The organism is Pantoea sp. V106_11 (assembly GCF_029967885.1).
In the GTDB taxonomy this organism is placed as follows: domain Bacteria; phylum Pseudomonadota; class Gammaproteobacteria; order Enterobacterales; family Enterobacteriaceae; genus Pantoea; species Pantoea ananatis.
The window spans coordinates 261,477-282,808 of record NZ_JASCAK010000020.1 but is presented as its reverse complement, the minus strand read 5'-3'; the positions used below and the strand labels follow the sequence as shown (position 1 = coordinate 282,808).

The 21,332-nt window shown below is 58.0% G+C and carries 22 protein-coding genes; 2 read left to right on the top strand and 20 right to left on the bottom strand.

The window, feature by feature from the left end:
* Positions 1 to 389 precede the first annotated feature (389 nt).
* Entirely contained in the window at positions 390 to 1,133 is a 744-nt protein-coding gene (locus QLG08_RS02650; protein ID WP_014593994.1) for a response regulator transcription factor, read from the top strand.
* On the opposite strand, the gene QLG08_RS02645 is transcribed toward QLG08_RS02650, so the two are convergent.
* From QLG08_RS02645 to QLG08_RS02620, 6 genes are all read right to left on the bottom strand, one after another.
* Entirely contained in the window at positions 1,070 to 2,122 is a 1,053-nt protein-coding gene (locus QLG08_RS02645; protein WP_022623342.1) for a carbohydrate kinase family protein, read from the bottom strand. The two genes, QLG08_RS02650 and QLG08_RS02645, sit on opposite strands and share 64 nt — an antisense overlap.
* Entirely contained in the window at positions 2,123 to 2,983 is an 861-nt protein-coding gene (locus QLG08_RS02640; RefSeq protein ID WP_014605515.1) for a ketose 1,6-bisphosphate aldolase, read from the bottom strand. It abuts the gene before it with no gap.
* Complete coding sequence (locus QLG08_RS02635) at positions 2,983 to 3,675, bottom strand: D-lyxose/D-mannose family sugar isomerase (RefSeq protein WP_015700009.1); 693 nt, start codon at positions 3,673 to 3,675, stop codon at positions 2,983 to 2,985. Before QLG08_RS02635 ends, QLG08_RS02640 begins: the two co-directional genes overlap by 1 nt.
* A 48-nt stretch (positions 3,676 to 3,723) precedes the next feature.
* The gene (locus tag QLG08_RS02630; RefSeq protein WP_013026261.1) at positions 3,724 to 4,662 is read right to left on the bottom strand and encodes an ABC transporter substrate-binding protein; all 939 of its coding nucleotides are present in this window, start codon (positions 4,660 to 4,662) and stop codon (positions 3,724 to 3,726) included.
* A 70-nt stretch (positions 4,663 to 4,732) separates the two neighbouring features.
* Positions 4,733 to 5,713 carry a ribose ABC transporter permease gene (locus QLG08_RS02625; protein ID WP_014593999.1) on the bottom strand — a complete coding sequence of 327 codons (981 nt, stop codon included), beginning with the start codon at positions 5,711 to 5,713 and terminating at the stop codon, positions 4,733 to 4,735.
* 10 nt (positions 5,714 to 5,723) lie between these two features.
* A complete protein-coding gene (locus QLG08_RS02620) occupies positions 5,724 to 7,238 on the bottom strand; it encodes a sugar ABC transporter ATP-binding protein (RefSeq protein WP_015700008.1) in 1,515 nt (504 codons plus the stop codon).
* Between the two features lie 144 nt (positions 7,239 to 7,382).
* Here QLG08_RS02620 and QLG08_RS02615 point away from each other — a divergent pair, with 144 nt between their 5' ends.
* Positions 7,383 to 9,983, top strand: coding sequence for an ATP-binding protein (locus QLG08_RS02615; protein WP_015700007.1), 2,601 nt, complete (start codon positions 7,383 to 7,385; stop codon positions 9,981 to 9,983).
* Here the strand turns inward: QLG08_RS02615 and phnE (QLG08_RS02610) are convergent.
* From phnE (QLG08_RS02610) to phnF, 14 genes are all read right to left on the bottom strand, one after another.
* Positions 9,937 to 10,821, bottom strand: a complete 885-nt coding sequence (gene phnE / locus QLG08_RS02610; protein ID WP_013026265.1) for a phosphonate ABC transporter, permease protein PhnE — start codon at positions 10,819 to 10,821, stop codon at positions 9,937 to 9,939. The two genes, QLG08_RS02615 and phnE (QLG08_RS02610), sit on opposite strands and share 47 nt — an antisense overlap.
* Positions 10,822 to 10,823: 2 nt before the next feature.
* Positions 10,824 to 11,678, bottom strand: a complete 855-nt coding sequence (gene phnE, locus QLG08_RS02605) for a phosphonate ABC transporter, permease protein PhnE (RefSeq protein WP_013026266.1) — start codon at positions 11,676 to 11,678, stop codon at positions 10,824 to 10,826.
* Positions 11,679 to 11,808: 130 nt separating this feature from the next.
* Complete coding sequence (gene phnD / locus QLG08_RS02600) at positions 11,809 to 12,738, bottom strand: phosphonate ABC transporter substrate-binding protein (protein ID WP_013026267.1); 930 nt, start codon at positions 12,736 to 12,738, stop codon at positions 11,809 to 11,811.
* Between the two features lie 25 nt (positions 12,739 to 12,763).
* A complete protein-coding gene (phnC, locus tag QLG08_RS02595; protein WP_013026268.1) occupies positions 12,764 to 13,594 on the bottom strand; it encodes a phosphonate ABC transporter ATP-binding protein in 831 nt (276 codons plus the stop codon).
* A 173-nt stretch (positions 13,595 to 13,767) separates the two neighbouring features.
* A complete protein-coding gene (phnP, locus tag QLG08_RS02590) occupies positions 13,768 to 14,538 on the bottom strand; it encodes a phosphonate metabolism protein PhnP (RefSeq protein ID WP_014594004.1) in 771 nt (256 codons plus the stop codon).
* Positions 14,535 to 15,071 carry a ribose 1,5-bisphosphokinase gene (phnN, locus tag QLG08_RS02585; RefSeq protein WP_014594005.1) on the bottom strand — a complete coding sequence of 179 codons (537 nt, stop codon included), beginning with the start codon at positions 15,069 to 15,071 and terminating at the stop codon, positions 14,535 to 14,537. Before phnN ends, phnP begins: the two co-directional genes overlap by 4 nt.
* Positions 15,071 to 16,207, bottom strand: a complete 1,137-nt coding sequence (gene phnM / locus QLG08_RS02580) for an alpha-D-ribose 1-methylphosphonate 5-triphosphate diphosphatase (RefSeq protein ID WP_015700006.1) — start codon at positions 16,205 to 16,207, stop codon at positions 15,071 to 15,073. The genes phnN and phnM overlap by 1 nt, the downstream gene beginning before the upstream one ends.
* Positions 16,204 to 16,923 (bottom strand): phosphonate C-P lyase system protein PhnL, encoded by a 720-nt coding sequence (phnL, locus tag QLG08_RS02575; RefSeq protein ID WP_013026272.1) that lies wholly within the window; start codon positions 16,921 to 16,923, stop codon positions 16,204 to 16,206. Before phnL ends, phnM begins: the two co-directional genes overlap by 4 nt.
* Positions 16,923 to 17,684: a phosphonate C-P lyase system protein PhnK gene (gene phnK / locus QLG08_RS02570; RefSeq protein WP_014594006.1), complete on the bottom strand. Its 762-nt coding sequence runs from the start codon at positions 17,682 to 17,684 to the stop codon at positions 16,923 to 16,925. The genes phnL and phnK overlap by 1 nt, the downstream gene beginning before the upstream one ends.
* Entirely contained in the window at positions 17,674 to 18,522 is an 849-nt protein-coding gene (locus QLG08_RS02565) for an alpha-D-ribose 1-methylphosphonate 5-phosphate C-P-lyase PhnJ (RefSeq protein ID WP_013026274.1), read from the bottom strand. The genes phnK and QLG08_RS02565 overlap by 11 nt, the downstream gene beginning before the upstream one ends.
* On the bottom strand, positions 18,515 to 19,591 hold the full coding sequence (locus QLG08_RS02560) for a carbon-phosphorus lyase complex subunit PhnI (RefSeq protein ID WP_014605509.1): 1,077 nt from the start codon (positions 19,589 to 19,591) through the stop codon (positions 18,515 to 18,517). Before QLG08_RS02560 ends, QLG08_RS02565 begins: the two co-directional genes overlap by 8 nt.
* Complete coding sequence (gene phnH, locus QLG08_RS02555; protein WP_014594010.1) at positions 19,582 to 20,166, bottom strand: phosphonate C-P lyase system protein PhnH; 585 nt, start codon at positions 20,164 to 20,166, stop codon at positions 19,582 to 19,584. The genes QLG08_RS02560 and phnH overlap by 10 nt, the downstream gene beginning before the upstream one ends.
* A complete protein-coding gene (phnG, locus tag QLG08_RS02550) occupies positions 20,163 to 20,612 on the bottom strand; it encodes a phosphonate C-P lyase system protein PhnG (RefSeq protein WP_013026277.1) in 450 nt (149 codons plus the stop codon). Before phnG ends, phnH begins: the two co-directional genes overlap by 4 nt.
* The gene (gene phnF, locus QLG08_RS02545) at positions 20,612 to 21,325 is read right to left on the bottom strand and encodes a phosphonate metabolism transcriptional regulator PhnF (protein WP_015700005.1); all 714 of its coding nucleotides are present in this window, start codon (positions 21,323 to 21,325) and stop codon (positions 20,612 to 20,614) included. Before phnF ends, phnG begins: the two co-directional genes overlap by 1 nt.
* Positions 21,326 to 21,332 lie beyond the last annotated feature (7 nt).

Sequence of the window (21,332 nt, the reverse complement as noted above, 5' to 3'; positions counted from 1 at the left end):
ATGCTGTTTGTTGTGATACTGAGGGGCCGCCAGTGCTGTCGCATGCCAGCCCGACCACCCGAAATACGGTTTTCGCTTTCCTTTGTCACATGAGCAATTGCAAAGGCTAAAGCAATTGCTGTGCCAGCCCGATACGCAATCGATTACCTGGATACGCGTCAGCGAGCCTTAAGATAATTCTGAACCAGATCAGGGCGCGATTATGGTGCATTGCCCCCTAAATGCGCAATCGTTTTCCTTTTACCTCCCTGCCCGGCAAAATTATGCGTTTCCGCACGCTTCAGCAATTTGTCAGGCGACGCTGGTCACGTTTCAGCTGCATCAATCAGCAGGCCATGCTGGAATGTGTAAACTCGCATTTAACCCTTCAGTAACATTGAGGTCACACGATGAAGCCAGCAATTTTGGTGGTGGATGACGACCATGCCGTCTGCGATTTGTTGCAGGACGCACTCAGTGAACATGCGTTGTTGGTTTATCGCTGCCATCAAGGGAAAGATGCCCTGACGATGGTGTGCGAACATCCGGATATTTCCCTGGTTATGCTCGATATGATGTTGCCCGACACCAACGGTTTACTGGTTTTGCAGCAGCTGCAGCGACTGCGGCCTGATATTCTCGTGATTATGTTGACCGGTATGGGTTCGGAAGCGGAAATGGTGGTAGGCCTGGAGATGGGGGCGGATGATTATATCGCCAAGCCCTTTAATCCACGCGTTGTGGTTGCGCGGGCGCGGGCGGCTCTCCGGCGCAGCGGGCGCGTGGTGTTGCCGGAAACTGACCATGAGGGATGGCGCTTTAATGGCTGGCTGCTTGATGAAACGCGCTGCCAGTTGCTTAATCCGCAGCGAGAAACCGTGCCGTTAACGCAGGGTGAATATACCTTGCTGCGCGCGATGGTGCGGCACGCGCGTAAGGTCCTGACGCGTGACCAGTTGCTGGAACTCACCCACAGCGAAACGATGGACGTGTTTGACCGCACCATCGATGTGCTGATTATGCGGTTGCGGCGCAAAATCGAAGCAAACCCCCATCAGCCCGGCCTGATCCGCACGATTCGTGGGCTGGGTTATGTTTTCTCGGCGGACGTGGTCAAACCTGAAGGTTTGCGGCTCTCGACGCAAACGGCCTGAGCCATCCACTGCCGCATGTCGGTCAACGGGCGAATACCGTCGATTGCATTGGCCGCGCGCAAATTAAACCGGGCGCAGGTGTGCGCAAGTTGCAGCGTTGACAGCATGTCATCCCCTTCATGGCTGGCATAGAGTACACCCGCACAAAATGCATCACCTGCGCCAACGCTGCCCACAATCTCGTTGGGTGCCAGCTGCCACGCAGGCTGCCAGATGCCCTCGCCGCCGACTTCCTGCCCCCATGCGCCTTCGGGCGCGTGTATCACCACGCGCTGACGCACCCCCTGCCCGGCCAGCCACTGCGCAGCCAGGGAAAAGGCTGCGGGTGGCTGAATACCGTTATCATCCCGCAAAACGACGCCAGACAACGCCTGGGCTTCCAGTTCGTTAATAACCAGGTAATCTAACCAGCGCAACGCAGGCAATACCTGTGGTCGGTAATCCCCGGCCCGGGACGCCAGGTCGAGCGAGGTAAAATAGCCACGCTGCTGCATCTGGGCCAGCAAACGGGCGCTGCGCGTGCCGAATTCGCTGTCCGCGCCGTCCAGCGTTTCAAGCAACAGTAAATAGCCCAGATGAAAGATGCGCTGCGCATCGTCTACAGCGGCGAAATGCGTTCTGTCCAGCAGGGCATTTGCGCCAGGGGAAAAGAAAAACGTTCGTTGCCCGTCCGGTGCGGTCATCACCTGCGTCATCGCTGTGGGTTTATCGCAGGTACGTTGAACCCAGCGATGATCGATCTGCGACGCCTGCATGATAGCCAGCAGGTAATCACCGTCGGCGTCATTGCCTAGCAGGCCAATCGCCACCAGCGGAAGCTGACACTGCATGCGCGAAAGAGTAAGTAAAACATTCAGCGGTGCGCCGCCTGCCGCCTTTTCGCTATGCTGAACCTCTGCCAGCCAGCCCTGTTCCGGCCAGTGGCTAATACGATGAACGTAATCCACCAGCATCACGCCAGCGGCCAGAATGCCGCGCCGCGCCTCCATTTACGCCTGCCCTACGCTGCCGAAAATCTTCATCTGCTGCATCACGGTTTCACAAATTGCGTTCTCCACCGCCATCAGCAGTTCGGCAAACTCGTCATAGCGGGTGTTGCGTGAGGCCAGACTGCGTTCCACCGCGTCGAGTGCCGCCTGCGACATGCCGGTATAGAAGTTGATTTTATGGATGCCGAGTGAGATCGCCCGCCGGAAATCCGCGTCGCTGATGCCTGAGCCACCGTGCAGCACCAGTGGTACGCCGGTTTGCTCGCGAATAGCCGCCAGCCGGTCAAAGTCGAGTTTAGGCTCCCCTTTGTATTTCCCGTGGGCGTTACCGATAGCCACCGCCAGCGTATCAATGCCGGTTTCACGCACAAACTCAGCAGCCAGCCGTGGATCGGTAAATTTTTCGCTGTCGGCTTCGCCAAATAACGCGCCCCCTTCGTCTCCGCCCACCGCGCCCAGTTCTGCCTCAACCGACACGCCGACGGCATGTGCCGCTTTGACCACTTCACGCGTCTGGCGAATATTCTCTTCATAACTCAGCGTTGAGCCATCGAACATTACCGAGGTGAATCCCAGACGAATCGCCTGCATCACCGCCTCAAAGTGCAAACCGTGATCCAGGTTGAGCACCACCGGAATCGCGTGCTTCACCGCTTCAAACTTTATCGCCTCAACCAGCTGGTCGAGCGTGACGTATTTAAAATGCACTTCCGCAATATTGATGATAAAAGGCGAGCGTTGCTGCTCTGCGGCCGCAAACAGCGCGCGCAGAAAATGCGTGTCCAGAACGTTAAAGGCGCCCAGCGCGTACCCCTGCTTCTGCGCATGGGCCAGCCCCTGTGCCAGAGAGATCAAAGCCATTATTCACTCCTCAGATTGAGCCAGTGGGAATAGTCGTTACAGAGCAGCCGGTGCGGTTCCTGATCCTCATCAAGGGCGTTAAAGCGCGCCAGCGGCGTCAAAAATACGTTATCGTTGTCATCATCGTTAGGCATCGAGACTTCGCCAACCAGCACATCGCCAAAGCCGTTTTCGCCCCAGAAGCTGTGCCAGACGCCGGCGATTAACGTCACGCTTTCGCCCGGAGACAGCCTGAGTTGCGAACCGGCCGCATGGGTTTGTGTGATGCCATCCAGCGATACCGTCACCGGCGAGTTCGCCTTCTCATTGCCTTCACGGTTATACAGTTCGACGATCAGATTGCCGCCCCCGCGGTTGATGATGTCTTCCATTTTGCGGGGATGATAATGCATCGGCGTGACCTGCCCTTCACGCACGTGCATGACTTTTTCAGCATAAGGTTTGTGCCAGGGCTTGCCGCCCGGCGAGCCGTTGCGCAGCGTAAAGAGCGTCAGGCCGGTTTGCAGAAAATCATCGGCGCCAAAGCTGGTGAGGTCCCAGCCCAGCCCTAACGCGATAATTTCCTCAATGTCGCCCTGCTGCTGACGCCACTGACTGAGGTCGTAATCAGCCCAGGGCGGCAGATGAATATCCTGGCGTGTAAAAAAGTCTCGCGTGTTTTGCAAAAACACATTCACTTCGGAGCGTTGCATCGTCAGCTCTCCCGTTAAAGCGGCACCCGACGATGCCGCGCGCCGGTTTTATTTCACTGTCCAGCCCTTGTAGCTGCTGACGTTATTGCGATCGATTAATTTAACCGGGATCAGCACGGGTTTATCCGGTGCCGGTTTGCCCTGAAGGATGTCGTAACCGATCTCGACGGCTTTGGCTGCCATCACCTGCGGATCCTGGGCTGGCGTAGCGGCGAACAGCGAGTTCTTACGTTTCAGCGCTTCCTCACCATCCGGCGAACCATCCACACCGACGATAAAGAACTCGTTACGCTGGGCCTGTTTTGCCGCCAAATCGGCACCGATCGCGGTCGGATCGTTAATCGCAAATACCGCGTCGATTTTTGGATTGGCTGACAGCAGGCCGGTCATCACTTCCAGCCCGCCTTCACGGCTGCCTTTGGCGTTCTGATTAGAGGAAAGCAGCTTAATATCCGGATGGCGTTTCAGTTCGGTCATGCAGCCTTCCACGCGGTTTTGTACGGCAGAGACCGGCGGGCCGTTGATGATCACCACATTGCCTTTGTCTTTCAGGCGATCGGCGATGTATTTACAGGCCATTTCACCCGCCTGGGTGTTATCAGAGGTGATGGTGGCGTTAGCGCCATCTGCGGCGACGTCGACCGCAACCACAACGATACCCGCATCACGCGCGCGCTTGACCGCAGGGGCAATCCCTTTTGAGTCGGCGGCATTCAGGATAATCATGTCCACTTTTGCCGCAATGAAGTTATCAATCTGTCCCACCTGCTGCCCGAGATCGTAGCCACTCGACACCAGCGTGACTTTTACGTTATCCCCGGCCAGCTGACGCGCCTTCATCTCTGCACCTTTGGTGATCTGCACAAAGAATGGGTTAGCGAGGTCGCCTACCGTTACGCCAATCGATTTCAGTTCTTTTGCCTGAGCCACACCGGCACTGAGCAGCGTTGCCGCCAGCAGCCCGGTTACAATCGGATTAAAACGCATAGATCTTCTCCTGCTGTGATTTATCTGCCAACTGCTGAATGGCGCTTTGTTTCTCTGCGCATGGGGGCTGTCAGCCCACATGATGACGAGTACGATATTTATCGATCAGGACGGCGATGATGATGACCGCACCTTTAATAACCAACTGCCAGAAGTAGGAGACGCCCATTAATGTCATGCCGTTATTCAGCGTGGCGATAATCAACGCCCCAATCAGCGTGCCGGTAATGGTGCCGATGCCGCCGACGAAACTGGTGCCGCCCAGAATCACCGCGGCAATGGCATCCAGCTCATAACCCACGCCCAGATTGCCGTTGGCGCTGTAGAGGCGCGAAGCACTCATCAGCCCGCCCAACCCCGACAGCAATCCGCTCATGCCGTACACAAATATCAGCACCAGGCCCACTTTGATGCCGGTCAGTCGCGCGGCCTGAATATTGCCGCCCACCGCATAAATATGAACGCCCAGCGTGGTGCGACGCAGAATGAACCAGCAAATCGCGATAACGGCGAACGCGATGACGATCAGCCAGGGCACCGGCCCCAGGTAGCCATTGCCTATCCACTCAAAGTTAATATCGGAATTGATCACCGTGGTGCCGTTGGCCAGCAGATAGGCCGCCCCGCGCAGTGCGGTATAGGTGCCGAGCGTGACGATAAACGGAGGCAGTCCGGCCCAGGCCACGAGAATGCCGTTAAACAATCCCATCACCAGCCCGGCGCCCAGCGCCATCGGAATAGTAAGCGACGCCAGCATCGGGTCCAGCGATGTCAGCAGCGCCACCACCGCCGTGGTGCCCAGCATTGAGCCTACGGACAAATCAATACCGCCCGTCAGGATGACAAAGGTCATGCCAGCGGCCAGCACGATATTGATGGAGGCCTGACGCGTAATGTTGAGCAAATTGGCTTCGGTAAAGAAGTTAGGCGTGACAAAACCAAAGACCGCCACGATTAAAATCAAAATCGGTAAAATGCCCACAGTCTGCATGATGTCGCCCATCAGAGCGCGTTTGACCGTCGGTGGATTAACACGTGCCGTTTGTGTCATTGTTTTATCCTCATACTTCAAGCGGTGATGCGCTGTGCGCACCGGTTGCCAGCGTCATGATGTTTTCCTGAGTGATCGTATCGCCCGCCAGCTCTCCGGCGATGGCACCCTCATGCATCACATAAACCCGATCGCTCATGCCAACAACCTCCGGTAATTCGCTGGAGATCATCAGAATGGCTACGCCCTGACGCGCCATTTCCTGCATCATGCGATAAATTTCGCTTTTCGCGCCGACGTCAACGCCGCGCGTTGGCTCATCCAGAATCAAAATACGGGGACCGATGGCGATCCAGCGGGAAATCAGCAGCTTTTGCTGGTTGCCGCCCGACAGGCCGCCCGCACGCACCAGCGCGTGGGGCACGCGAATGTTGAGCGAGGAGATAGCTTCGCTGGCAATTTTCCGCGATTTCCCGCGGTTAAGCATGCCGTAGCGGGCATCACGCTCCAGCGTGGCCATGACGATGTTTTCCTGCGCGGCCATCTCCAGAAACAGCCCCTGCTCTTTACGGTTCTCGGTAAGAAAACCAATGCCGTGCGCAATCGCCTCACGTGGTGAGTGAATATCCACCTTCTGACCATCGATCCAGACGTCGCCCTGTTGAAGCCGGTGCACGCCAAAAATCAGCTGTGCCAGCTCGCTCCGTCCCGCGCCCACCAGGCCGGCCAGGCCGACAATTTCGCCCGCGCGAACCTCAAGGCTGCTGGGATGCACTTTGTCGCCGTCGGACAGATGATTGACAGCCAGCCGGACGGCCCCGCGCGCTATCGTGCGATCTTTATTGAACAAGTCGCTGAGCGGCCGCCCCACCATCATGCGCACCAGCTCGCTGGCATTCAGATTGTCGCGCGTCAGGCTGCCGACATACTGCCCGTCACGCAGCACGCTGACGCGATCTGACAGCTCATACACTTCCGCCATACGATGACTGATGTAAATAATGGCCATGCCTTCGCTACGCAGGCGCTTGATCAGGGCAAACAGTTGTTCGGTTTCACGGTTCGAGAGTGCGGCAGTCGGCTCATCCATCACCAGAATCCGGCTGTTACGGTGTAAGGCGCGCGCAATTTCCACCTGCTGCTGCTCAGCAATACTCAGCCTGCTGACTTTGTCGGTGGCGCTAAACTGCGCGCCCAACCGGTTGATCACCTGCTGCGCCTCATCCGCCATCTGATGACGTTTCACCATGCCTGCACGGGTAATTTCACTGCCCAGAAAGATGTTTTCCGCCACGGTAAGATTGGGCGCCAGATTGATTTCCTGATAGATCAGCGTGATTCCGGCGGCTAACGCCTCTTTAGGGCCTTTCAGCTGCCAGGGTTTGCCATCAATTAGCACCTCGCCGCTGCTGGCCGCATAGGCCCCCGCCAGGATCTTCATCAGGGTGCTTTTACCCGCGCCATTTTCGCCCATCAGGGCATGGACCTCACCGGGATACACCGTGAGATCCACCCCTTTCAAGGCGTAAAAATTACCAAAGCGTCGGGTGATCTCGCGCATTTCGAGTATCGGCTTTGCTGTCATCTACCCGCTCCTGCTGGTTATGGATAGCAGCGAGTTAAGCAGTGTCAGATAAATGGAAAATGTCAGAGGCCATTCATATTTGTCATATTTCGCCTTGTCCTCACTCCTATACTCGGCTCATCGTCGCACGAGCGGAGAGTCTTTATGCAACGCAGTTCACCGTGGCAGGTCGGGGCGCGCGGTCGCCTGTTGCTGTCTCATTTATTGGTGGTGTGCGTCACCTTAATGGTGAGCGTGGTGGCGGTGACCAGTTTTCGCCATGCGGGCACCATTCAGGCCCAGGCCCAGGCGCAAACGCTGGCTGATATGAACGGCAGCCTTGCCCTGGCGCGCGATACCGCCAATGTGGCCATCACGGCAGTGCGGTTGTCCCAGGTGGTCGGTGCGCTTGAGTATCAGAGCGAATCACGACGTTTACAGCAGAACCAACAGGCCCTACAGCACTCACTCTCTTTACTGGCGAGCACGCCACTTGCCGCGCGTGAGCCTGAACGCGTGGCGCGCCTGCGTGCGCGTAGCCTGATGCTTGAGCAGTCGGTGAGTATGCTGTTGCGTCAAGGCCATGAACGCCATTTACAGCGCAACAGGGTGCTAAGCGGCTTGTGGCAGTCACAACTGCTGCTTGAACGCATTAATGATCTGACACAGCGCGACGGCATCAACGCACCCGATTTAACGCTGCGCCAGCAAACCGGCAGGCTACTGGATATCGCGATTCGCACGCCGTCATCGACGGCGGTCATCGAGCACCTGCAACAGGTGATGATGCAATGGCGCAGCGTGGTCGCGCCAGGTGCACTGGGCGACAATGTACAGCAGTTGCTGGAAACACAGCGCGGCCTGGTCCCGTTGGCCGCAGAGCTGGAGGAGAGTGACCTGGCGATTGCCTATGCGACTTACCGTATCAAGGCGCTGGTGGCGGCGCTGAATGATGACATTACCGCTTACGTCCAGCAGGTCGCGCAGCAAACGGAAAGGCGTAACATCACCACCCATCATCAACTCGACTCGGTTAGCAGCTTTATCATGCTGTCTGCCCTGCTGGCGCTGGCCATAACCCTCTATACCGGGTACTACATTTACCGCAATCTGGGCTCCAGTCTTACCGCCATTGCCGGTGCGATGACCCGGCTGGCACAGGGAGAGCAGAACGTCAACGTGCCGGGATTACAGCGTCGGGACGAACTGGGTGAACTGGCGCGCGCGTTTAACGTTTTTGCGCGAAATACCGCCTCTTTGGCCCAGACTTCTCGCCTGCTAAAAGAAAAAAGCACCCAACTGGAGTCAACCTTCCTGGCCATGCGTGACGGTTTTGCCCTGTTTGATAACAGCGGAGAACTCGTGGTATGGAATGCGCAGTATCCGGCGCTGCTGGGCATCGCTCCCCGCGATCTGCATCGCGGTTTGCACTATCAGCACTTGCTGGCGCCGCTTAATGTGCAGTTGCACGATTTAGCGGAACCCCAGGAAGTGAGGCTGGCAGACGGCCGCACGCTGGAACTGCGTTTCAGCCCGGTACCACGGCGCGGAATGGTCAATACGGTGCTGGAGCGCACTTCGCGTAAGGTGCTGGAAGAGGCGCTGGTGCACAGTCAGAAAATGAAAGCGGTGGGCCAGTTGACCGGCGGCATCGCCCATGATTTTAATAACCTGCTGGCCGTTATCATCGGCAGCCTGGCGTTAACCGAGGGGCAACTGGCACCCGGCCCCGTCGCCAGCCGGATTGAACGAGCCCGCCAGGCGGCAGACAGAGCGGCACTTCTGACCCAACGACTTCTGGCCTTTTCACGCAAACAAACCCTGAATCCCCACGCGGTTTCCGTGGTGACATTGATCGAGAATCTGCAGGGGCTGCTTCAGCATTCGCTGCTGCCCGGTCAGCATCTGATCATTGACGCCCAGCGCCCCGGCTGGCCGGCCTGGATAGATGCCAGCCAGTTGGAGAATGCGGTGATGAATCTGGTGGTCAATGCCAGGGATGCGATGGGTGGCCAAAGCGGCGAAATCCGCCTGCGCATCTGGAATCAGCGGCGAAGCGAGCAAGGGGAAAAACGTGACCGGGTGACCATCGAAGTGATCGATCACGGCTGCGGCATGTCCGACGAGGTGCGTGCTCAGGTGTTCGAACCCTTCTTCACCACTAAGACCACCGGAACCGGGAGCGGGCTGGGACTGTCGATGGTGTACGGCTTTGTCCGCCAGTCGGGTGGACAGGTGGAGCTGGAAACGGCCCCCGGTCAGGGCACAACGGTGCGGCTGTTGCTGCCGCGCGCGCCCGATGCCGCAGCCGCCCGGTCCCCCGTCCCTGCCCCGTCTCACCCCGCGGCTGCAGACGATCGTCTGATTCTGGTACTGGATGATGAACCGGCGGTGCGGCAAACCCTGTGTGAGCACCTGCATCAACTCGGCTATCTGACGCTGGAGTGCGCGACCGGCGAAGAGGCGCTGGCGCTGTTGCACCAGACACCCGATATCGATCTGTTAATCAGCGATTTGATGTTGCCCGGTGAGATAAACGGCGCAGAGGTCATTCGTCAGGCGCAGCAAAAGTGGCCACAGCTGGCAACCTTGCTGATCAGCGGCCAGGACCTGCGCCACCAGCCCGTTACGCTGCCGCTGTGTGAGCGGCTGGCGAAACCCTGGCAGGCGGCACAGTTGGTGGAGGCGCTGCAGCGCGCCTGGCAGCGGAGTGCAAGGCTTAATCGTGCCCGCCAGGCTGCCACAACGGCACCGGTTTCCCAATGATATAACGCTTACGCAGGCGGCTTGAGATGGCATCCATGATCATCACCACGACCACCAGAATCAACGTCAGGAACATCACCACATCCCAGTTCCACAGACGCATATTCTCAGCATAAACCAGGCCGACACCGCCTGCGCCAACAAAGCCGAGCACCGCTGCTGAGCGAGTATTCGACTCGATTTGGTAAAGGCTGAGCGCCAGAAACTGCGGAAACGACTGGGTGAAGATGCCGAAACGGTGTTTCTGCAGGCTGTTCGCCCCCAGTGCACCCAGCCCACGACTCGGCGAACGCTCCACCGCTTCATGTCCTTCCGAATAGAGCTTACCTAACAGGCCAACGTCCTGCAGGATAATCGCCAGCACCCCGGCTAACGGCCCCATGCCGACGGCACGCACAAAGATCAGGCCCCAGATCGCCATATCAATGCCGCGCAGCATGTCGAACAGGCGGCGCATCAGGAAAGCAATCGGTCTGGCAACTTTATCGTGCATCACATTACGCGCCGCCAGAAAGGACAGCGGCAGCGCCAGCAGCGTGGCGGTTATCGTGCCGGCAAACACGATCGCCAGCGTAATCCCGACCTGAGAGAAATAGTAGCCAAAGGGCCAGTTCGCAAAGTCTTGCCAGACAAACATACGCAAAAAATAGCGTCCCAGCTGCTGGCAGCCAACCAGCAGGCGGCCCCACTCGATACCGTAGACCATAAAGAAAAAGACGTAATAGAGCACCAGCGCCAGCGCCAGCATGGCCAGACGGCGCAGATAGCGGTGCTGCGCAGCGAAGAGTTCATGATGCTGCTGCTTCATCGCCGTGATATCCGGCGCGAGAGTAACCATATTTATTCCTCCACGACACGGCGGCGCAGGCGGCCAGAAACCGTATCCAGTAACGACACCACAATCAGAATCAACAGCAGCGTCATGCTGACCTGATCGAAGCGATCCAGCTTAATGTTGGTCATTAACTCCTGGCCGATCCCGCCTGCCCCGACCAGCCCCAGAATGGTCGATGAGCGGAAGTTAACCTCCAGGCGCATAAAGCTGTAAGACAAAAAGGTGGGCTTGACCTGGGGCCAGAACGCAAAGCGCATCCGTTGCAGCTTGCTGGCTCCGCAGGCCGCCAGCCCGCGTACCGGCTTATCCGACGCCGATTCGATGGCTTCATAAAACAGTTTGGTCAGGCTACCGATAGTATGCAGGGCCAGCGCCAGAAAGCCGGGAATCGCCCCGATGCCAAACGCCATCACAAACATTACCGCCCAGGCCAGTTCAGGCATGGTGCGTAAAAATGCGACAAAGGCGCGAATGCCCATGCGCAGGCTGGCGGGCGTTTGCGTATTATCGGCCGCAAAAAACGCCAGGATACCGGCAATCACCACGGCAACCAGCGTGGAGGCCAGCGCCAGCTGCAGGGTTTCCCAGATCAGCGGTAGCTGAATATTCAGACGATAGCCCCAGTAGGCCAGCGACCCTTCCGTTTTGCCATCGGCAAACAGGAGCGGCAGATGCAAAACGGGCATGATTTCACGGATATAATCAAAAAAGTGCGGCAACGACTGCCAGATGGTCACCAGATTGAACTCTGCCATATTGGCCGCCGCCAGATAAATCACGACCAGCACCAAAGACCAGATAAGCGAGTCACGCTTCTGTTGGCGGCGGATACGTTGATAATAGCGTTCGAAGTCGGTCACGTGAGGTGTCTCAGATTGATGTGTTACAAAGCCATCCAGGCAAGGTTGACGCGCAGACTAGCCCGCCGGTGAGGTCGTGCCGCCCCCTTATTCAGGGCGGCACGATGGCTGCAAGCAAACTGCCCTGCCGTTAGCCGCGCGCGCCTTTCATCAGCTCGCGTTTCATATCGATGATGTTCTGGAAGTCCGCTACCGAGGTCTTGCCAATGTGCTGCTGGCCCCCTACGGCTTTGGTGAAACAGGCGTGATCGTCTTTATCCAGTTTTTTGATCGCGGCGATGACTTTCGCTTTGAAATCCGCTGGCAGTTTATTGCTCACCAGGATAGGACCGTTAGGAATTAACGGCGACTGCCAGATAATCCGAATCTGTTTCATCAGGTCCGGATGGTCCATGCGGATCAGGCGGCCAAAGGCACCCGAGGTGTAGCCCGTGTTGTAATCACCGACCATAGAGGTCCAGGTCACCGCGCCGTCGAACTGATTATTCAGCACGCCCAGGATGTCCTGCTCATGACCACCTGAAAAGGTCACGCTTGAAAAGAAGTTGTTGTATTTATTGTCGATGTTGCCGCCAAACATTTTCTTAAACGCCTGGTTTGGCACGAGGAAACCGGATGTGGAATCGGGATCCGCCATACCAAAAGATTTGCCTTTCAGATCTTCCAGCTTCTTATAAGGGCTGTCGGCTTTCACAATCACCACGGAGTGATAACCTCGAGACTGATCTTTGTCATCCACCACAATGCCCACTAAATCGACGGCCTTGGGATCCTGAATATACACGGACGCATACGAGGAGGGAGACATACTCAATACCAGATCCACTTTACCGCCCAGCAGCCCCTGAATCACGCCGGAATAGTCTGAAGAGTTGCGGATTTTGGTATCCACGTTCAGTTCTTTATCAAAGAAGGTTTTCACACACTGGTTATCACCAATCTGCTGAGTCGCGTTCTGACCGCCCAAAATACCCAGATTCAGCTCTTTTGGTGCGTCCGCTGCGTTAACGCCAAAGGTAAGCAATGCTGTAGTCAATAACGCGAAAGCTTTCATTTTCATTAGCCTTGTTCTCTTGCTGTGATAGTTAGTGGATCTGGTTAAATTCGTCGCCGTACAGCTGATGCAGCAAGCCGTCGGTAAGTGCGGAAGGATGACCGTCGAACAGCACCACACCGCGCTGAATACCTATCACGCGCGTGCAGTAACTTTTTACTAATTCAATCGAGTGCAGATTCACCATCACGCTGATGCCCTGATCGCTGACCTGACGCAATACATCCATAATACGGGTGGTATTTTTAGGATCGAGCGAGGCAACGGGTTCATCCGCTAACAGAATTTTGGGGTTCTGCATCAGCGCCCGACAAATCGCTACGCGCTGCATTTGACCGCCGGAGAGGTTTTCGGCGCGCTGTAACGCCTGCGGTAGCATGTTCATCCACTCAAGCAGTTGAATGGCGCGGGCGCGATCGGTGTCAGAGAACACTTTGAAAAACGATTTCAGCGTAGAGGTCTGGCTGAGACGCCCCAACAGCACGTTGGTCAGCACATCAAGGCGAGGCACCAGGCAGAAATCCTGAAAGATCATGCCGCACTGGGTGCGCCATTCACGCATCTGGCGGCTGCTGAGATTCACCACATCGCGATCGGCTTCGCCGTGGTGCAGGCTGACGATGGCGCCCTGTGAGGCGGAGATTGTGCCATTCAGCATGTGCAGCAGCGTCGATTTGCCTGCGCCAGAGCGGCCGATTACCGCCACCAGTTCACCCGCATGCAAATCGAAACTGACATTATCGAGGACTTTGTTGTTACCGTAAGCTTTGCTCAGTCCCTGAACAGATAACACTTTTTGCCCGCCTGACTGGGTCAATGACGAGACGTTATCGACCACCGTTTTAAGCAGTGCCTGTGCCATGATGTTCTCCGTTGTTGCAGTTTACGTTCTGTACCCGCGCCCCATTAACCCATCTGGTCGGTACTGTCTGGCGAGAGTCATTATCTTGCGTTTGTGGCTCACGCCGCCGGAACCTGACGAGAGACCGCTATATTAAGAACACGGGGGATGAAGGCTGTATTACGGTTAGATGATTAAACTGTGACAGGCAAATCGGCACCCAGAGACAGCGACAAGCCGTCACAGGCTGCCCGAACCCCATCGGGTAAGGCGTGCTCTGCCAGCCAGTTATCCATGTGATGGCTCAGATGAATCAGCCAGGCCTGGTGCGGTTTCAGTTCATCAATGATGTTTAGCGCGGCGGTCAAATCGTTATGATTGCGTCCGCCCTGCCCGGGGGGATCGTTACAGTCTACCAGCAGGTGATCCAGCCGTTGTCCACGCAGGAAATCGGCGGTGTCCGGCGGCAGACCGCAGGTATCGCACAGCCAGGCCAGACGCGATCCATGCCAGTCAAACAGATAGCCGTGGGTCAGTCGTGAATGTTGAAGCGGCAGTGGTGTCACCTGTAATTCACCGAACTGATGTGCCACGTAAGGCGTTAAAGCGGGGCGGAAATCCAGCAGTCCGGGATGCTTAAACAGGTCATCGCAGCCCTTGTCGTCCGGCGGTCCCCACACAGGAATAGATTCGCCCTCGCCCCAGCGCAGAGTGAACAGCCCCTGCACATGGTCCATATGATAATGAGTCAGCAAAATTCGGTTAATTTCGCCAGGCTGAAAGCGCTCGGCCAGCAATGGCAAACCGGCATCCAGTAAAATACGTTCGCGTCCGGCCTCAATTAACGCGCTGGTAGGCGCGCGGCGATAGCGGGAAGCGTCGCGGGCGCGCAAACAGGCATGACAGTCACAACCGAACACCGGCGCGCCTGTCACACCGCCAGTACCAAGCAAGGTCAGTTTCATGGGAATTCCGCCAGCAGCTGTCGTAACTGTTGTACCGTATCCACCAGCGCACCATCATTGTTCAGCCGCAGGCAGCCCTCTGGCTGATGTTGCGCCGCGCGCGCCAGTCGTTGAACGATCTCCTCTTCACTCTCACGTCCCCGCTGTCGTAAACGCGCGGCCAGCACCAATGGCGAAACCTCAATGCACAGCGGCAACAGCCGTGCGCCGTAACGCGCACGAACCTGTTCCAGATGCTGACGGGAGCCGTTTACCAGCACGTTCTGCCCGCACGCCAGCCAGCCATCGATTTCACTCCCGATACCGTAATGAAAACCGTGGGCCTGCCAGCTGACCGCAAATAACCCCAGCGCCTTGCGCCGGATAAACTCCGCTTCCGTCAGGGCCACGTGGTTTTCGCCCCCCACATCGTGAGGGCGGGTGATATAGCGGTGCGCAATCAGCAGGCCGTCAGGCGGCGCCTCGCGCAGCAGGTCCAGCAGGCTGTCCTTTCCTGAGCCGGACGGGCCGATGAGCCAGATAAGCCGGGCCATCAGTACACCTGCCGGCCTTTGCTCCAGACATGGCGGATGTGGGGATGACCATGTTGGGTATGCGCCAGTACCAGGTCGGCGCGGCAGCCTTCCGTAATCACGCCACGATCTTCCAGCCCCAACGCGCGCGCCGGATTACAGGTGACCAGCGCAACAGACTGGGACAGTGACAGCGTGTTCCGCTCATCCGCCGCTAAGCGGAAGGCCGCATCCAACAGGCTGCCGGGATAATAGTCCGATGACAGAATATCCAGCATTCCGTGTGATGCCAGCTCCCAGGCGGCTACGTTACCGGAGTGCGAGCCACCGCGAACAATATTCGGTGCGCCCATTAACACCTGCATATTGCAATAACGTGACGCCTTCGCCGCCTCCAGCGTGGTGGGGAATTCAGCTATCGCGCTGCCCACGCCGTGCGACTCTTCCACGTGCGCTTCGGTCGCATCATCGTGGCTGGCAATCGCAATACCATGATCCCGGCACAGCGCGGCAATCGCCAGGCGGTTGGGCTGTGACCACTCTCTGGCCAGCGCCAGCTGATCGCGCTCAAACTCGTCCATCTGCTCGTCATTGAGCTGATATTTTCCCTGATAGTACTCGCGATACTTTTCCAGCGATGCGTACTGGCGCTGGCCCGGTGAATGGTCCATCAGCGAGACCAGCGACAGCTCTGGTGAGGAGATGAGCGCCTCAAACAGCGGCAGCGTGGTGTGATGCGGCAGTTCGCAGCGCAGATGTAATAAATGCTCGGCGCGGTTGAGCCCCTTGCGGTTACTGTCACGAATCGCGCCAATCATTTTGCTGAGGTTTTCCAGCCGGTGCCCCCCATCGCGCACATCACCTACGCCGATGGCATCCAGCACGGTGGTGATGCCGCTGGCCACCATCAGCGCATCGTGGCTGCTCATGGCGGAATGGGCCGGCCAGTCAACCTTAGGCCGCGGGGTGAAGAACTTATCCAGGTTGTCCGTGTGCAGCTCGACCAAGCCGGGCAACAGAAACGCGCCCTCTCCGTCCAGCGCGCTGGCGAGCTGGCTGGCGGTTTCGCTAAAGTTGGTAATACGGTCTTCACGAAACTCCAGCGATCCCTCTACCACTTCGTTTTCCAGCACCAGCTTTACATTATTGATGATCATGCTTCTGCCCCTGTTTTGAAGGGCTGCATCACGTGCAGGCGATCGGCCACACGCTCCCGCACCGCTTCATCATGAAAAATACCGACAATGGCCGCGCCACGCGCGCGCGCCTGTTCAATGAGACTCACGACTGCGGCGCTGTTAACGCTGTCGAGCGATGCCGTAGGCTCATCCAGCAGCAGCACGGGATAATCGGCAATAAAGCCACGGGCGATGTTGACGCGCTGCTGCTCTCCACCGGAGAACGTCGAGGGTGCCAGGGACCAGAGGCGTTGCGGGACGTTGAGCCGGGTCAGCAGATCTTTGGCGCGCGCTTCGCAGAAGCTGCGCTCAACGCCGCGTTCCAGTAGCGGCTGCATGACGATCTCCAGGGTCGGCACGCGCGGGATGACCCGCAGAAACTGACTGACCCAGCCGATGGTATCCCGGCGAATGGCAATAATCTGGCGGGCGGGTGCCTGTGCCATATCGACCCATTCGCCCAGATGCTGCACCCAGATACTGCCGCTGTTAGCCTGATAGTTGCCATACAGGGCACGGAGCAGAGTCGATTTTCCGCTGCCCGAATGCCCGTGCAGCACCACGCATTCGCCCTCACTGACTTCCAGGCTGGCATCCTGCAGCACCGGCAGAGCCGCCCCGTTCTGATTGTGCAGCACAAAGGTTTTGCACAAATTTTCCACGCGCAGTTGCGTCTTCATAGTCGCTGTCGCCATTAGTTAAGCACCGATGAAACCAGCAGTTGCGTATAAGGATGATGCGGATCATCCAGCACGCGGTCCGTTAAACCACTTTCCACGACCCGGCCCTGCTTCATGACCAGCAGCCGATGCGCCAGCAGGCGCGCCACGCCCAGATCGTGGGTCACAATGATCACCGCCAGATTCAGTTCGCGCACCAGCGTACGCAGCAGGTCCAGCAGTCGCGCCTGCACCGAGACGTCCAGCCCGCCTGTGGGTTCATCCATAAACACCAGTTTCGGCTGGGTCACTAAATTGCGGGCGATTTGCAGACGCTGTTGCATGCCGCCGGAAAACGTCGTCGGCAGGTCATCGATACGGTTCGCTGCGATTTCCACCGCCTGCAGCCAGTGACTCGCCTCGGCGCGGATCTCGCCATAGTGACGGTGGCCGACGGCCATTAAACGTTCACCGATATTGCCGCCCGCCGTGACCTGAGGACGCAGTCCTTCCAGCGGATGCTGGTGTACCACGCCCCACTCCGTGCGCAGTAAGCGGCGACGGTCGCTTTCGCTCATCTGGTAAAGATCGCGCTGCAGGTAATGAATTGCGCCTGCCTGCGGGGCCAGCCGGGCAGACAGGCTCCGCAGCAAGGTGGTTTTACCCGAACCGGACTCTCCCACAATCCCCAGCACCTCGCCCGGGTAGAGATCAAAGCTGACCTCTTCAAAACCTTTGCCCGGTGCGTAAAGGTGCGTGAGGTTATTGACCGCGAGCAGCGGTTGTTCACTGTGCATGTTGTTGTTCCTGCTGCTGGTGGCAAAAATCGGTATCTGAGCACACAAACATGCGCGTTCCCTGATCGTCCATCACTACCTCGTCCAGATAGCTGTGACGCGATCCGCACAGCGCACAGGGTTCGTCCCACTGCTGCACGGTGAAGGGATGATCGTCGAAGTCGAGGCTTTCAACTTTGGTGTAAGGCGGCAAGGCATAGATGCGCTTCTCGCGTCCGGCACCAAACAGCTGCAGGGCGGGCATCATGTGCATCTTCGGGTTATCGAATTTGGGAATCGGCGACGGATCCATCACATAGCGATCGTTGACCTTCACCGGATAGGCATAGGTGGTGGCGATGTGGCCGAAACGGGCGATATCTTCGTACAGTTTGACCTGCATGATGCCGTACTCTTCCAGCGCATGCATGGTGCGGGTTTCCGTCTCGCGCGGCTCAATAAAGCGCAGCGGCTCGGGAATCGGCACCTGAAAAATCAGGATCTGATCTTCTTCCAGCGGGGTTTCCGGAATACGGTGACGCGTCTGAATCAGCGTGGCATCCACCGTGCGTTCCGTGGTGGCCGCGCCGCTCACTCGCTGGAAGAAACGACGGATGGAGACGGCGTTGGTCGTATCGTCCGCGCCCTGGTCGATGACTTTCAGAACGTCTTTGTCGCCAATGACGCTGGCGGTGATTTGAATCCCGCCGGTGCCCCAGCCGTAAGGCATCGGCATTTCGCGTCCGGCAAAGGGCACCTGATAGCCGGGAATCGCCACCGCTTTTAAGATGGCGCGCCGGATCGTGCGTTTGGTTTGCTCGTCAAGGTAGCCGTTGTTATAGCCGCTGAGTTCAGCCATTTTGCTGCTCCTGATAGTCCTGACGCAGACGTTTCAGCAGTTCCAGTTCCGCCTGGAAATCGACGTAGTGCGGCAGTTTTAAGTGGGAAACAAAGCCTGCGGCTTCAACGTTATCCGCATGGGACAGAACAAATTCCTCATCCTGCGCCGGGCTGGTGATACGTTCATTGTGCTCGCGCGTCTGTAAGGCGCGATCCACCAGCGCCATGGACATGGCTTTACGCTCTGCCCGACCAAAGACCAGGCCATAGCCGCGCGTGAAGTGCGGTGCGCTTTCCCCATCGTGGGTAAAGCCGTTGACCATTTCACACTCGGTCAGCAGCATTTCCCCAATCTCCAGCTCAAATCCCAGTTCTTCCGGGCAAACGCTGACGCTGACATAACCGGTCCGGATTTCTCCGGCAAACGGATGGGTTCGGCCATAGCCGCGCTGGGTGGAATAGCCCAGCGACAGCAGAAAACCTTCATCGCCGCGCACCAGCTGTTGCAGTCGTGCGGCACGGGAGGCGGGAAAGCCCATCGGCTCTCGGGTGATGTCGGTGGGTTCGCTGCCGTCGTCGCTTTCACGCTCTGCTAAGCCTTCGTCGCTCATCATGCTGAACATGTGCGGGCAGTGTTCGGGCAGCGCCTGCTCGCTGCGCGGCGGCAGAGGCGTTTCCCCGTTAGCCATCAGGGTAAAGTCCAGCAGCCGGTGGCTGTAGTCATAGGTTGGGCCTAAAACCTGACCGCCAGGCAAATCCTTATAAACCGCGGAGATACGCCGCTCGATCCGCATGTTGCCGGTGTCCAGCGGCGTGCTTTGCGCCAGGCGTGGCAGGGTTGTGCGATAGGCACGCAGCAAAAAAATGGCCTCAACCAGATCGCCGCTGGCCTGTTTAATGGCTAACGCCGCCAGCGCGGGATCGTAAATGCCGCCTTCGGTCATCACACGATCTACCGCCAGGCCAAGCTGCTGCGCGATCTGATCGCAGGATAACTCCGCGACCGCACGGTCGCCCCGACGCAGATCGGCCTGAAGATGATGGGCATTGGCAATGGCTTTTTCGCCCCCTTTAACCGCTACGTACATGAGCACACCTCAACATGGGTTGTCCGTGGCACCGCCATCATCGCTTCGCCACAGGTAAAGATGAGATCCACGCCCTGAGGGAACGGATGCGGTCGGGCACGCAGGTATTCGAGCACGCTTTCCGGCAACTGGGGCGCAATGGCGCGCGCTTCACGCAGGCCCGGTCCAGACAACCGTAGCGCCAGCCCACCGTTCAGTGCGGGCACCTCAATAATCAACGTGGTGCTTTTTTCCGGTGCCAGATTGTCGCCTGCGGCGAAGTCGGCAGGATTGGGCTGAGCAGTCGCGTGGCTGAGCGCAAAGGCTGCGTCATTGCTGTCGGTAAGGGGCGCACCAGTATGGAAACGCAGGTTATCGCGCAGTTCCTGATTATCGACCTGGGGATCCAGCCACAGCGGGCTTTCCTGATCCACCAGCGTCAGCAGCACGGCGGTGGCGGCAGGCGAAAGTGCGCCCCAGCCCTGTTGCAGCGGCAGGGAAACCATCACGCCAGGCTCGCTCATGGCTTTCAGGATGCGGCGGAAGGCGTGCTGTGCATCCGCAACCGGGTGATTAAAACTTGCCAGTAAAGTCATTCATTGTCTCCGCGTACCAGCGTAAAGAAGTCCACTTTGCTGCTGGCGATTTCACGTGCGCGCAGCTGACGCTGCTCTTCACGTGAGGCCGCCAGCGGGATAATCATTTTTTCCTGCAGCAGTTCAGCGGTGTCGGCCTGTTGCAACAGGGCATCCATCAGGGCGCAGCGTTCGGCATGGGCTTTATCCCGGCCGAGCAGATAGCTGTAACCCAGGGTGCCGTCGTTCAGCCGCACCACCGCACGCGTCACGGTGGCATCGCCCACCACAAAGCGTTTGCCGGTGGCGCCCATGCGGGCCTGCAGACGCGTCAGGCCAATCTCGGCCGGGCGAATCAGGGTAAATTCGGGCTTGAGGTTGAGCGGCTGCCAGTACGCGTCAAGCTCGGCTGCGCTGCTGTGTGCCAACACCGAAAGCCAGTGCTGGCGGGCCGTTTGCTGTTTCATTAATGCTCCAGAGTGAGTTCGATCATGTCGCCACGCGTGAGGCTGACGGAGTATTCCGCCATCGCGCCATCGGTGGTTTTATTCAGCGTCCGCACGCACAACAGTGGAGAGTGCAGCGCGATTTCCAGTTGCTTACACTCTTTGGCCTGGGCCCGGCGGGTGCTGATGCGCGTCTGGCTGCGTACCAGCTGCTTACCTGTGTGCTGCTGCAGATAGTCATGAAGTGAGCCGCTGTTAAAGCGCTGCAGCTGTGGCCACCAGCTGAGATCGGCAAGGAAGTGGTTGATCAGGCAGACCGGCAGGCCATTTACACGGCGCAGGGTTCGCAGGTGAATAACGTTATCGCCTTCACTGACGCCAAGCGCAGCAGCCACGTCGGCACTGGCCGGCCGCAGCACCGCCAGCAGACGTTCACTGGTGGGATCGCTGCCCTGCTCCATCAGGTTCTGGCTGAAGCGAGCCTGAGCGTGTAACGGGTAGTCGTAGGGGCGCATCAGCACTAAAATGCCGACGCCATGGCGACGCTGCAGCAGGCCCTTGTTCACCAGTTCGTCTACCGCCCGACGCAGCGTGTGGCGGTTCACCGCATAGTGATCGGCCAGCTGCTGCTCAGAGGGTAAATAGTCACCGCTGCGGTAGCGTTCCTGAACAGCCTGCTCCAGTTGCGCGGCAACAGCCTGATAGACAGTGGTCGGATGTCTGGATAACTCCATCACAATT